A 12,369-nucleotide genomic window follows, 5' to 3' on the forward strand; every position below is an offset into this window, starting at 1 on the left:
CGTCACGCCCCGATGACCTGCTGGAACTTGCCCTCGTACTCCTTCTCCTGCTTCTCGTCCAGGGCCATGAACACCTTGGACTTCGACAGCAGCGCATCGTCCGGGAAGATCAGCGGGTTGGCGGCCAGCTCGGGGTCGATCTTCTCCATCTCGGCCTGCGCACCCTTGACCGGGCAGATGTAGTTGACGTACGCGGCGAGCGTCGCGGCGACGGCCGGCTCGTAGTAGTAGTTGATCAGCGCCTCGGCGTTGCCCTTGTGGGTGGCCTTGTTGGGGACCATCATGTTGTCGCTGAACAGCATCACGCCGGAGTCGGGCGCGACGAACTGCACCTTCGCGTTCTCGCTGGAGAGCTGGATGACGTCCCCGGACCAGCCGATGCACGCGGCGATGTCACCCTTGGCCAGGTCGGGTGCGTAGTCGTTGCCGGTGAACTTGCGGATCTGCCCGGAGTCGACGGCCTTCTTGAGCTTGTTGAGCGCGTCGTCGAACTGGGCGGTGGTGAAGTTGGCCGGGTCGTGCCCGTTGGACCCGAGCAGCAGGCCCATGGTGTCGCGCATCTCGCTGAGCGCGGTCACCTTGCCCTTGAGATCGGGACGGGTGAGCAGCTCGTCGACGGTGCGCAGCTCCTTGGTGACGCTGCCGTTGTACGCCAGGCCGGCAAGGCCGGACTGCCACGGGATGGAGATCCGGTTCTCGGGGTCGAAGGAGCGCTTGAGCAGCGACGGGAGCAGGTTGGCCTGGACGTTCGGGATCTTCGCCGGATCGAGCTTCTGGATCCAGCCGAGCCGGATCATCCGGGCCGCCATCCAGTCGGTCAGCACGATGAGGTCCCGGTCCGTGCTCTGGCAGGCCGCGAGCTGGTTCTGCACCTTGCCGAAGAACTCGTTGTTGTCGTTGATGTCCTCGGTGTACGTGACCTGAATGCCGGTCTTGGTGATGAATCCGTCCAGGCTGGGCCGCTTGGACTCGTCCTTCTCGTCCACGTCCATGTACTGCGGCCAGTTGGAGAAGGCAAGCTTCTTCTCGGTGCCGGAAAGGTCTTCGCTGACGCAGCCGGCCTCGGTCTGCTGCGCGCCCTTGGTGCCGCAGCCGGCGAGGCTGCCGCCCGTGGCGAGGAGCGCGGCCGAACCGAGAGTGCCGGTGAGCAGTCCACGCCGGGTGAGGGGCCGGAGGGGAGTACGCATGACGACTCCTAAGGGGTCATCGTCGGCGGGCGGGACGAGGGTGGCGCGCCGGCGGGAGGGTCAGGTGCCATGGACGACTGATCCTGACATGAGGTGACCTTCCTTACAAGGGATTCCGTTGCGGGAATAGCGATGCACGACGAAATACGCCAGACTGCGCGAGGACACACGCGCGACATCACGATTCAGGACATGGGGAGCGGACGATGACGAACCGGCAGCACGAGAACGGCAACGGCGGTCGACGCGTCGCTGTCCGTGAAGGTGCCAATCACGCTCTGCTGGATGACGTGGCCAAGCGGATCATCGAACAGCTCCAGGAGGACGGCCGGCGACCGTACGCCACCATCGGCAAGGCGGTCGGGCTCTCCGAGGCGGCGGTACGCCAGCGGGTGCAGCGGCTGCTCGACTCCGGCGTGATGCAGATCGTCGCGGTGACCGATCCGCTCCAGCTCGGCTTCCCCCGCCAGGCGATGATCGGCCTGCGCACCGACGGCGACCTGGAGGCGGTGGCCGACCGGCTGGCCGAGCTGGAGGAGGTCGACTACGTGGTCATCACCGCCGGGTCGTTCGACCTGCTCACCGAGGTGGTCTGCCGCAACGACGACCACCTGCTGGAGATCCTGCAACGACTGCGCGCGGTGCCCGGGGTGCTGTCCACCGAGGCGTTCGTCTACCTCAAGTTGCGCAAGCAGACCTACACCTGGGGCACGGCCTGACGCCACCCAGGGTGCGAATTCCGTTGTTGGGACTCTAACCGCTCGCTGATTCCGTTGCGTACTAGCCAATTGACCATCGATACCACTTGCCCCCGAACCCGATACTGTGCGATAACCGTGGGCAGAGCGGCCGGCCTCACCCCTTTGACCGGCCCGACGACCGATGGGGCTGACATGGCCAACGCCACCGACCACCTCTGGATGCACTTCACCCGGATGGCGAGCTACTCCGCCGGCGAGGTGCCGACCATCGTGCGCGGCGAGGGCGCGTACGTGTGGGACGCGCAGGGCCGCCGCTACCTGGACGGGCTCGCCGGGCTCTTCGTCGTCAACGCCGGCCACGGCCGCACCGAACTGGCCGAGGCGGCCGCCAAGCAGGCCGGCGAGCTGGCCTACTTCCCGCTCTGGTCGTACGCCCACCCCAAGGCCGTCGAGCTGGCCGAGAAGATCGCCTCGCTCACCCCCGGCGACCTCAACCGGGTCTTCTTCACCACCGGCGGCTCCGAGGCCGTCGAAGCGGCGTGGAAGCTGGCCCGGGCCTACTTCAAGCGCACCGGCCAGCCCAACAAGTACAAGGTGGTCAGCCGCTACATCGCCTACCACGGCACCTCGATGGGCGCGTTGTCGATCACCGGGCTGCCCGGCATCAAGAGCGACTTCGAGCCGCTGGTGCCCGGCGCGATCAAGGTCCCGAACACCAACTTCTACCGGGCACCGGAGCACGGCGACTCGCCCGAGGCGTTCGGCCGCTGGGCCGCCGACGAGATCGGCCGGGCGATCGAGCGGGAGGGGCCGGACACGGTTGCCGCGGTCTTCCTGGAACCGGTGCAGAACTCCGGCGGCTGCTTCCCACCCCCTCCCGGCTACTTCGAGCGGGTCCGGGAGATCTGCGACGCGTACGACGTGCTGCTCGTCTCCGACGAGGTGATCTGCTCGTGGGGGCGGCTCGGCGAATACTTCGGCGCCGTGCGCTACGGCTACCAGCCGGACATCATCACCACCGCGAAGGGCATCACCTCCGGGTACGCCCCGCTCGGGGCGATGATCGCCAGCGACCGGCTGATGGAGCCGTTCCTCACTGAGACCGGCATGTTCGCCCACGGGGTGACCTTCGGTGGCCACCCGGTCTCCTGCGCGGTCGCCCTGGCCAACCTGGAGGTCTTCGCCCGCGAGGACCTGGTCGGGCACGTACGCGCCAACGAGGACGCGTTCCGGTCCACTCTGGAGAAGCTGAACGACCTGCCGATCGTCGGCGACGTCCGCGGCGACGGCTACTTCTACGGCATCGAGCTGGTCAAGGACAAGACGACCCGGGAGACCTTCGACGAGGCCGAGTCGGAGCGGTTGCTGCGCGGCTTCCTCTCCACGGCCCTGTTCCAGGCCGGGCTCTACTGCCGGGCCGACGACCGGGGCGACCCGGTCGTGCAGCTCGCCCCGCCGCTGATCGCCGAGCAGCAGCACTTCGACGAGATCGAGCAGATCCTGCGCACGGTGCTCACCGAGGCATGGGCACGACTCTGAGCGGCGACCCCGCCGGGCACTACCGGGAGCTGTCGCACTGGCTGTCCACACTGGATGAACCGCTGATCCCACGACCGGCGCTGCCCGGCGACGCGGACGCCGACGTGGCGATCGTGGGCGCCGGCTACACCGGGCTGTGGACGGCGTACCACCTGGCCCGGGCCGAGCCGACGCTGCGGATCATCGTGCTGGAGAAGGAGATCGCCGGATACGGCGCGTCCGGTCGCAACGGTGGCTGGTGCTCGGCGCTCTTCCCCACCTCGCTGACCGGCCTGGCCCGCCGGCACGGCCGGGACGCGGCGATCGCCATGCAACGGGCCCTGCATGAAACGGTGCGCGAGGTGGGCCGGGTGGTCGCGGCGGAGGCCATCGACTGCGACTGGGCGGACGGCGGCACGGTCACCCTGGCCCGCACCGGCCCCCAGCTCGCCCGGGCCCGGGCCGCCGTGGACGAGGCCCGCGCGTTCGGCTTCGGCGCGGAGCATCTGGCGCTGCTCGATACCGGCGAGGCCGCCGCCCGCTGCGCCGCCGAGGGGGTACGCGGTGGGACGTACACCCCGCACTGTGCGGCCGTGCACCCGGCGAAGCTGGTCCGTGGCCTGGCCCGGGTGGTGGAACGGCTCGGGGTCACCATCCACGAGCGGACGCCGGTCGCCGCGATCCGGGCCGGCGCGGCGGCCACCGCGGCCGGGACGGTACGGGCGCCGGTGGTGGTCCGGGCGACCGAGGGGTACACGCCCACGCTGCCCGGTCAGCGGCGGGCCGTGGCACCGGTGTACTCGCTGATGGTGGCCACCGAGCCGCTGCCAGCGGAGACCTGGGCGCGGATCGGGCTCGCCCAGCGCGAGACGTTCTCCGACCATCGGCACGTGATCATCTACGGCCAGCGCACCGCGGACGGCCGGCTGGCCTTCGGCGGGCGTGGCGCTCCGTACCATTTCGGGTCCCGGGTCTCCCCCGGCTACGACCGCGAGCCACGGGTCTTCGCGGCGCTGCGCCGGACGCTCGGAGAGCTCTTCCCGGTGCTCGGCCAGGACGTGCCGGTGACGCACACGTGGGGTGGCCCGCTCGGGGTGGCCCGGGACTGGGCGGCCTCGGTCGGCTTCGACCGGGCCAGCGGGCTGGCCTGGGCGGGCGGCTACGTCGGGGACGGGGTGGGCTCCAGCAACCTCGCCGGCCGCACCCTGGCCGACCTGATCCGCGGCGAGCGCACCGAGCTGACCGCCCTGCCCTGGGTCAACCACCGCTCCCGGCGCTGGGAGCCCGAGCCCCTGCGCTGGCTGGCCGTCAACACCGCCCTACGCCTGATGACCAGGGCGGACGCAACAGAACTCCGCACCAACCGCCCCTCCCGCCAGGCAAAAACCCTCTCCCGCCTCCTGGGCAACTAACCCACCCCCCGGAGGCCGGGACGGCGGTGGGTCAGTGGTTGGGGGGGATCACGCGGAGGTGGCCTCGGCGGCCGGTGGAGTGGGACTGGTCGGGGTGGGACCGGTCGTGCGGGTCCTCGGGCGGCCTCGGGGCCGGGCGGGCGGCCTCGCGGACCGCCTCGGCGAGCGCCACCAGATCGTCGGTGGTGGGCGGCGGGGGCTCGAACTCGCCCTCGTGCCGGACCACGTCCCAGCCCCGCGGCGCGGTCAGGCTGCGGGCGTGCGGCTCACACAGGTCGTACGTGTGCGGCTCGGCGAAGGCCGCCAGCGGACCCACCACCGCCGTCGACTCGTTGTAGACATAGGTCAATGTGGCGACCGCTTGCCGGGGGCAGCCGTTACGGGAGCAGCGCCGTGGTGACCTCACGGCGGCAGGGTATCTCCATTACCGGGTCCGGCGCATCGCTTCGCGTTGCGACACGCCCGTCGTGGTGATCACAATCCACCCGTCCGGCTCACGCCGCGCCACGCCAAGCGGCGCTGCCGCTGACCGGCCCGACGCGAGGGCTACCCTTTCCCTCATGACGAGCCCGGAACACCGCCGCCCCGGTTCCGGCCGGCGCGCCCATCGCGACCGGCATGGGCGCGGGCTGCGTGGGCGGTTGGTACCGGCGACCGTGCCGCTGGCGCGGACCAAGGCGGAGGTCTTCGACGACCTGGTTCTGGACACCGTCGAGACGCTGGAGCGCCGGTTCGCCAAGGAGTTGGCCGGCGTCGAGTTCGCGGTCGAGGACGTCCCGCCGGACCTGAACGTGTACGACTCCGATGTGCTGGAGGACGGCGAGGTCCCACTGGCCCGGCTGCTGCCGGGCCGTCCGGGCCGACAGGAGGTCCCGCCGCGGATCGTGCTGTACCGGCGGCCCCTGGAGTTCCGGGCGATGGACCGCGAGGACCTGGCCGACCTGGTGCACGACGTGATCATCGAACAGGTGGCGAACCTGCTCGGGGTCGACCCCGACGAGTTGGCCTGAGCCGTCCCCGCGCGGGCGAGCCGGGCGGCCCCCACCGCCCCGACTCCGCACCGCTCAGGCGGCCCGCCGCTTCAACTTGCGCCGCTCCCGTTCCGAGAGCCCACCCCAGATGCCGAACCGCTCGTCGTGACCGAGAGCGTATTCGAGGCATTCGGTCTTGACCTCGCAGCGCGAGCAGATTCGCTTCGCCTCGCGGGTCGAGCCGCCCTTCTCGGGAAAGAACGCCTCGGGGTCGGTCTGCGAGCACAGCGCCCGCTCCTGCCACTCCGGCGCGTTTCCGAGCAGGTCGGCCACCTCAAGCTGGCCGTCCATCAAATGCCTCCTTGTCGCGCACCGGCGTCATCGCCGCTGCAACCCCCCACGCGAAAGGCGTGCTTGTCCGTCCGGTCCCATTTTGTTGCGTTCCGTGCGAACAACCCCATTCAAATTACACGCGTGTAATGCGTGCGCCGTCAAGCCAAACTTGATAATGGAGTCGCCCTCCCGACACCCCCGGCCGACCACTCGGGCCGTCCAGCCTCGCAACCTGCCCTATCGATTCAGACCCCGGCCGAGTAACGCCCTCTCCGGCGAGTTGCCCGACTTTTCTGCCGTGGCGCTCCCTCGGGAGGCCACCCCCGCGACGACGGCTGGAGCACCGAACGACCCCTTCCAACAAAGCTGATCTTGGTGGGAGAAAGGTTAACGCGGCGCGGCCAAGACCGCCCGTCGAGCGGCGGACACCGCACGCGCCCCGTCCACAATGTGGACGGGGCGCGACGGACAGAAGGCGCGGTATGGTCAGCCAGCGGCTCCGAACCCGCTGCTCGGCCACACGAACTCGGCTATCGCTCCACCATGGACGGAAACCGTCCCCACTGGCGTACTCTCGTCCCACCAGACGGTATAGATGCCGGCCGGGAGATCGGGGTAGACCGCACTGTGGAACGAGCCGTCCCGCACCCGACGCTCCCGCACCGCCGAGTGGGTCCGCCGGTCCTCGGCCCGACTGATCTCGATTTCCCGGCCGTGCAACTCCCGGCCGGTGTAGACGATCAGGGCGCCCGTCTCGCCGCCCAGATCGAGCACGACGGTCCCGGTCTCCGACGGCCCGTACGCGTGCTCGTGCATCCGCCGCCCCCCCGCGGTCAGGACGACGCCGACGGGTTGTTGAACCCGTCGTACGGCGTACCGAGGTAGGGGAAGTTCCCGAGGAACGGCGCGGTCACGTCGGCGGCGCTCAACCCCGGGGTGACCGCCAAGGCCGCAGCATCCGGGCGGAACGTCTTGTCCACCAGCGGAACGGTCACCCCGGCGATCGCCCGCAGCGCGATGCTGACCACGTCGTCGCCGACGCGCCGGCCGTTCGGGAAGCCGGCCAGGTCACCGCCCAGCACACCGAACCGGTCCGGACGCCGGCTGGGCGGGATGGCGGTGTTCAGCCGCAGCATGTCGGCCTGCACATCGCCGGTGGCGTTCGTGAACCCGTCGATCAGCCCGGCCGGCACGCCGGTGAGCAGGATCGCCACCAGATCCGCCCGGGGCTTCTTCGCCTTGCTGAGCTTGTCCAGGTTGGGAAAGACGTCCGGGTAGAGCGCGGGCAGCAGCGCGGCCAGCTCCGGCTGCTCGACGAACTGCGCGAACCGCTTGTCCTCCGACGGCGGCAGCGAGTTCCACAGGTCCTTCTTGGACATCGGCACGATGACCTCGTTGAACAACGGGTTGCCCAACCGAGACACCTGGGTGAACGGGCCGGCGGAGGTGTCCGCGGCCGCCCCGTCGCCGAGCACCCGGACCTGCCGCCGCGACGCCGACGTCCACACGCCGATCACCGACGCCCGGTCGGCCGCGCCGTACCGGTTGGCACGCCGGCGCACCCGGCTCAGCGGCACCTGCACGGCGATGCTGTGCACGTTCATCCGGTCGGTGGCGTTGACCGGCTCCCCCTCGGCCTTGAAGACCTTCTTGCCGGCCACGTGCAACTGTTGGAACGGCCGGAGCGTACCGAGGTCGAAGATCGCCCCCAGGTCGACGAAGAAGCCGTCCGCGCGCTGCCCGGCGAAGACCCGCTCCCCGGTGGAGAGCGAGTAGGTGGCCTGCCGGACCAGCTCCGCGTACTTCGGTGTGGACAGCGGGCCGACGTTGCACGGCGGGCACTGCAGCTTGTGCGCCAACCGGTGCTCCCGGCCGTCGGCCACCCGGGTCAGGCTGTAGAACTGCCGCCGGTTCCAGTTCTTGCTGTCCAGCGAATCGATCGGGCCCGTGTTGTAGAGAAAACTGTTCGGATTGGTGATCTCGGTCGTGAATTCGAACCGGTAGGTGACATCCGGATGGCCGTCGCCGTCGTTGTCGATATGGATCTCGTACCGCACGTCGTCGCCGAACTCGAAGAAGTTCGGGCCCCCGGAGGGGAGCTGCAACGGCACGTAGTTGGCGATCAGCGTGACCGAGTCGGGCTTGTCGGGGCTGACGAACGCGTACAGGTCGGAGCTGTCGGCGACCGGATCCTTGGCTATCTCCGGGGCCTCACGGTGGGAAGACATGGCGGACCAACCTCACTGGGCGGGGACAGGATGGCGAGCGGAACGTCGGTCAGCGCCGGGCGGCGCGCCGCAGCCGATCCGCCAGGCCGCGGTCGCGTACCTCGATCCGGGAGTCACCGACGAAGACGTCCATCGTTCCGGAGGCCGCGTCACGCAGGTGCACGACGATCGGGTCGTCGGCCCGACCGGCCGCGCCCGGAGCGTTCTGCGCGGCCGACAGGCCCGGCACGGTGAGCGCGGCGGCGCCGAGGGTGGCGCTGGCCGCGGCGGTCAACGTCTGCCGGCGGGTCAGTCGCGGCCACTGCCGCTTCCGCTGATCACTGGTCATGGGCACCCTTTCCGGCGGTGGCGCGAACGCGCCCGCGGGGACGGACGGGTCCGGTGCCGCCTACCGACGCCGCCGGGCCCGTGGGGGACACCGGCGGCGGTCCTCGCCGCGACCGCCACCGGCATCGCTTGGTACGGCCGGCGGCGGGAAAAGGTTCGAACTCAGGGCCGGACGTGACCGTACGCGGTCGTGCGCTTGCGGGCCGGCCGACCGGCCGCCGTGGCGATCGCCCGCAACTGCTCCTCGGTCCGCGCCGAGCCGTTGCCGGAGCCGGCCATCCGGGAGATGGTCTCCTCCATCAGCGTGCCGCCCAGGTCGTTGCAGCCGCCCTGGAGCATCGCCACAGTGCCCTCGTCGCCCAGCTTCACCCAGGAGCACTGGATGTTGTCGATCCGGCCGTGCAACAGCAGCCGGGACATCGCGTGCACCACCCGGTTCTCACGCCAGGTCGGCCCGGGCCGGGCGATGCCGGCCAGGTAGATCGGGGCGTTGGTGTGCACGAACGGCAGCGCGACGAACTCGGTGAAGCCGCCGGTGCGGTCCTGCACGCCCGCCAGCACCCGGAAGTGCGCCAGCCACTGCCCGGGATGGTCGACGTGGCCGTACATCATCGTGGAGCTGGACCGGATGCCCAGCTCGTGGGCGGTGCTGACCACCTCGACCCAGGCGGCGGCCGGGAGTTTGCCCTTGGTCAGCACCCAGCGCACGTCGTCGTCGAGGATCTCCGCGGCAGTGCCCGGGATGGTGTCCAGCCCGGCCTCGCGCAGCTGGGTCAACCACTCGCGCACCGGCACGCCCGCCTTCGCCGCGGCGGTGACGATCTCCATCGGGGAGAACGCGTGCACGTGCATCCCCGGCACCCGGGCCTTGATGGCGCGCACGATGTCGGCGTACCCGGTGACCGGCATCTTCGGGTCGATGCCGCCCTGAAGGCAGACCTCGCTGGCGCCGGCCGCCCACGCCTGCTCGGCCCGGTCGGCGACCTGGTCGACGGAGAGACGGTACGCGTCGGCGTCCCGCTCGCGCTGCGCGAAGGCACAGAACCGGCAGCCGACGTAGCAGACGTTGCTGAAGTTGATGTTGCGGTTGACCACGTAGGTGACGTCATCGCCGACCGCGTCCCGACGCACGTCGTCGGCGAGCCGGCACAACTCGTCGAGCGCCGGCCCGTCCGCGCCGAACAGCGCAAGCGCGGCATCGGTGTGCCCCGGCTCCAGCAGCGCGGCCGGGTCGTCGGCGGCGAGCCGCAGCCCGGCCCGCAGGTCGTGGTCGCCAACCTGGGCGGCCGGCCCGGCGGTCACCTTCGTGGCCACCTCCACCCAGTCACCGTAGACGCTGTCGAAGTCGCCGCGGCGGTCCTCCGTACGCCCGGTGGTGTCGATGGTGGCGTGCAGGTCGGTCCGCCCGCCGAACACCTCCTCCGGCTCCTGCCAGGGGCGGCCCTGCGGCATCGCGGACTCGACGGCCATGCCGGAACTCGGGTCGGCCAGCGCGGTCACGTGCGGCAGCAGCCGGGGGTCGAGCCAGGGGTCGCCGGCGCGTACGTACTCGGGGTAGATGGTCAGCCGCTCGCGCAGCGTGAACCCGGCCAGCTCGGTGTGCCGGGCCAGCTCCTCGATCTGCGGCCAGGGGCGCTCCGGGTTGACGTGGTCCGGGGTGAGCGGGGAGACACCGCCCCAGTCGTCGATGCCGGCCCGCAGCAGCAGGTCGTACTCGCCGGCGATGAGGTTCGGCGGGGCCTGGATGCGGGCCTTCGGCCCGAGCAGCAGCCGGGCCACCGCCACCGTGGCGGCCAGGTCGTGCAGCTCCGCGTCGGGCATCCCACGCATCGCGGTGTCCGGCTTGGCGCGGAAGTTCTGCACGATCACCTCCTGGAGGTGCCCGTACTCCCGGTGCGCGCGACGGATCGCGAAGAGCGCGTCGACCCGCTCGGCCGGGGTCTCCCCGATGCCGATCAGGATGCCGGTGGTGAACGGCACCCCGACCCGGCCCGCGTCGTCGAGCACCCGCAGCCGGACCGCCGGCTCCTTGTCCGGTGAGCCGAAGTGCGGGCCACCCGGCTCCGACCAGAGCCGGGTGGCCGTGGTCTCCAGCATCATGCCCATGCTCGGCGCGACCGGCTTGAGCCGTTGCAGCTCCGACCAGGACAGCACCCCGGGGTTGAGGTGCGGCAACAGCCCGGTCTCCTCCAGCACCGCCACCGCACAGGCGCGCAGGTAGTCCAGAGTGGAGTCGTAACCGCGCTCGTCCAGCCAGCTCCGGGCCGCCGGCCAGCGCTCCTCCGGCCGGTCGCCGAGAGTGAACAGGGCCTCCTTGCAGCCCTGCTCGGCACCCGCCCGGGCGATGGCCAGCACCTCGTCGCGATCAAGGAACGGCGCCGGCAGCCGGTGCGGCACTGTGGCGAACGTGCAGTAGTGGCAGCGGTCCCGGCAGAGCCGGCTCAGCGGGATGAAGACCTTCTTGGAGTACGTGACCACGCCGGGACGGCCGGCCTCGCGCAACCCGGCGTCGCGGATCCCGCCGGCCACCCGGAGCAACTCGTCGAGCGCGTCACCGCGGGCGGAGAGCAGCGCGGTCGCCTCGTCGACGTCCAGCGCCCGCCCGGTCGCGGCCCGACCCAGGGCACGCCGCACGCTCGCCTCGCTCGGGCCGGAGTGGGTGCGATCAACCATCCGCTCAGCCTATGCGCTGCGCTCGCCCGCCCCACCGCTCCCCACCGACACCCGCACCTTCTCCCCCGCGGGGACGGTCAGCGGGGTGGTTGTTGGGGGTTGTCGCCTGGGTTGATGTGCTGGGTGCGGTCGGCGTCCGTGTCGCCGGGGCGGGGGATCGCCTGGGTCGGGTCGGCGGACTGGCGCGGAATCGCCTGGGTCGGGTCCGCCGACGGCGGCTGGCCGAACGGCGGCGCGGCCGGTGGGGCGGACTGCGGGGCGAACGGCGGGGCGGACTGCGGGGCCGGGTTGACCGGCGGCGGCGACTGCGGCGCGGACCCGAACGGCGGTGCCGACTGCGGCGCCGACCCGAACGGGGGCGAGGGCTGGCCGTACTGGCCCGGGTGCTGCGCCGGCGGGTATCCGCCCGGCTGGCCCGGAGCGGGCCAACCGCCGCCCGGCTGGGCTCCGGGCTGCCCCGGGGCCGGCCAGCCGCCCTGCTGCTGCGGCCAGCCCGGCTGCGGCTGGCCGTAGACGCCCGGCTGGGGCTTCGGCCGCGGCACGTAGTACAGCTTCCGCCAGACCGCGTAGACCACCCAGGCGGCGGCCGCGAAAATCATCAGCCAGGCGAACCGGGTGAGTACGCCGAGCAGCGCGTCGAGCACCTCGGCCTCGGTCAGCCGGCCCACCGTCCAGATCAGCATGGTCAGCGTGCCGAGCAGCGCGCTGACCGCGTACTCGCCGAGGGCCATCTGTGTGATCAGCTTCGCCTTCGGCAGCACCGGCGAGACGTGGGTGGCCAGCAGCACGGCCAGCAGTGGCAGGCCCACCGCCTCCAACCCGATGAACGTGAAGAAGGCACTGCCCGCACGCTCGGTGAACGAGATGTAGTCGTTCGGGCTGAGCAGCCGGAGCAGGCCCACGAAGAGGAACACCGCGTTGGCGCCGAGCAGCGCGAGCGCACCCAGTTCGCGTAGTGGCTTGGTCAGCTGGCGGGCCTGGGACGCGTCGGTGGACGCGGGCTCGGCGGGGCTGGTCAC

Annotated in this window: 12 protein-coding genes; 4 read left to right on the top strand and 8 right to left on the bottom strand. The window is 71.1% G+C overall.

The features are described from left to right. Nucleotides 1-2 precede the first annotated feature (2 nt). Entirely contained in the window at nt 3-1,187 is a 1,185-nt protein-coding gene (locus GA0070607_RS08080) for a polyamine ABC transporter substrate-binding protein (protein WP_089017636.1), read from the bottom strand. Between the two features lie 206 nt (nt 1,188-1,393). Here GA0070607_RS08080 and GA0070607_RS08085 point away from each other — a divergent pair, with 206 nt between their 5' ends. The 3 genes from GA0070607_RS08085 (at nt 1,394) to GA0070607_RS08095 (ending at nt 4,818) form a co-directional block, all read left to right on the top strand. After that, a complete protein-coding gene (locus GA0070607_RS08085; RefSeq protein ID WP_089017637.1) occupies nt 1,394-1,906 on the top strand; it encodes an Lrp/AsnC family transcriptional regulator in 513 nt (170 codons plus the stop codon). A 174-nt stretch (nt 1,907-2,080) separates the two neighbouring features. After that, nucleotides 2,081-3,427: an aspartate aminotransferase family protein gene (locus GA0070607_RS08090; RefSeq protein WP_089017638.1), complete on the top strand. Its 1,347-nt coding sequence runs from the start codon at nt 2,081-2,083 to the stop codon at nt 3,425-3,427. Beyond that, nucleotides 3,412-4,818: an NAD(P)/FAD-dependent oxidoreductase gene (locus GA0070607_RS08095; RefSeq protein WP_089017639.1), complete on the top strand. Its 1,407-nt coding sequence runs from the start codon at nt 3,412-3,414 to the stop codon at nt 4,816-4,818. Before GA0070607_RS08090 ends, GA0070607_RS08095 begins: the two co-directional genes overlap by 16 nt. A gap of 31 nt (nt 4,819-4,849) precedes the next feature. Here the strand turns inward: GA0070607_RS08095 and GA0070607_RS08100 are convergent, their stop codons facing one another. After that, nucleotides 4,850-5,224 (bottom strand): DUF3499 domain-containing protein, encoded by a 375-nt coding sequence (locus tag GA0070607_RS08100; RefSeq protein WP_089017640.1) that lies wholly within the window; start codon nt 5,222-5,224, stop codon nt 4,850-4,852. Between the two features lie 154 nt (nt 5,225-5,378). Between GA0070607_RS08100 and GA0070607_RS08105 the strand changes: the two genes are divergently transcribed. Beyond that, complete coding sequence (locus GA0070607_RS08105; protein ID WP_074316962.1) at nt 5,379-5,828, top strand: metallopeptidase family protein; 450 nt, start codon at nt 5,379-5,381, stop codon at nt 5,826-5,828. A 54-nt stretch (nt 5,829-5,882) separates the two neighbouring features. Here the strand turns inward: GA0070607_RS08105 and GA0070607_RS08110 are convergent, their stop codons facing one another. The 6 genes from GA0070607_RS08110 to GA0070607_RS08135 all read right to left on the bottom strand — a co-directional run bounded on the left by GA0070607_RS08110 (nt 5,883) and on the right by GA0070607_RS08135 (nt 12,369). After that, the gene (locus GA0070607_RS08110; protein WP_007455784.1) at nt 5,883-6,140 is read right to left on the bottom strand and encodes a WhiB family transcriptional regulator; all 258 of its coding nucleotides are present in this window, start codon (nt 6,138-6,140) and stop codon (nt 5,883-5,885) included. A 468-nt stretch (nt 6,141-6,608) separates the two neighbouring features. Then, nucleotides 6,609-6,938 carry a phospholipase gene (locus GA0070607_RS08115; RefSeq protein ID WP_089017641.1) on the bottom strand — a complete coding sequence of 110 codons (330 nt, stop codon included), beginning with the start codon at nt 6,936-6,938 and terminating at the stop codon, nt 6,609-6,611. Nucleotides 6,939-6,955: 17 nt separating this feature from the next. Then, entirely contained in the window at nt 6,956-8,350 is a 1,395-nt protein-coding gene (locus tag GA0070607_RS08120) for a DUF4331 domain-containing protein (protein ID WP_089017642.1), read from the bottom strand. A 49-nt stretch (nt 8,351-8,399) separates the two neighbouring features. Continuing rightward, nucleotides 8,400-8,678, bottom strand: coding sequence for a hypothetical protein (locus GA0070607_RS08125; protein ID WP_089017643.1), 279 nt, complete (start codon nt 8,676-8,678; stop codon nt 8,400-8,402). A 161-nt stretch (nt 8,679-8,839) separates the two neighbouring features. Then, nucleotides 8,840-11,350: a bifunctional FO biosynthesis protein CofGH gene (locus GA0070607_RS08130; RefSeq protein WP_089017644.1), complete on the bottom strand. Its 2,511-nt coding sequence runs from the start codon at nt 11,348-11,350 to the stop codon at nt 8,840-8,842. Between the two features lie 77 nt (nt 11,351-11,427). Further along, nucleotides 11,428-12,369, bottom strand: coding sequence for a hypothetical protein (locus GA0070607_RS08135; protein ID WP_089017645.1), 942 nt, complete (start codon nt 12,367-12,369; stop codon nt 11,428-11,430).

Origin of the sequence: Micromonospora coriariae, from assembly GCF_900091455.1 — a bacterium.
GTDB lineage: Bacteria > Actinomycetota > Actinomycetes > Mycobacteriales > Micromonosporaceae > Micromonospora > Micromonospora coriariae.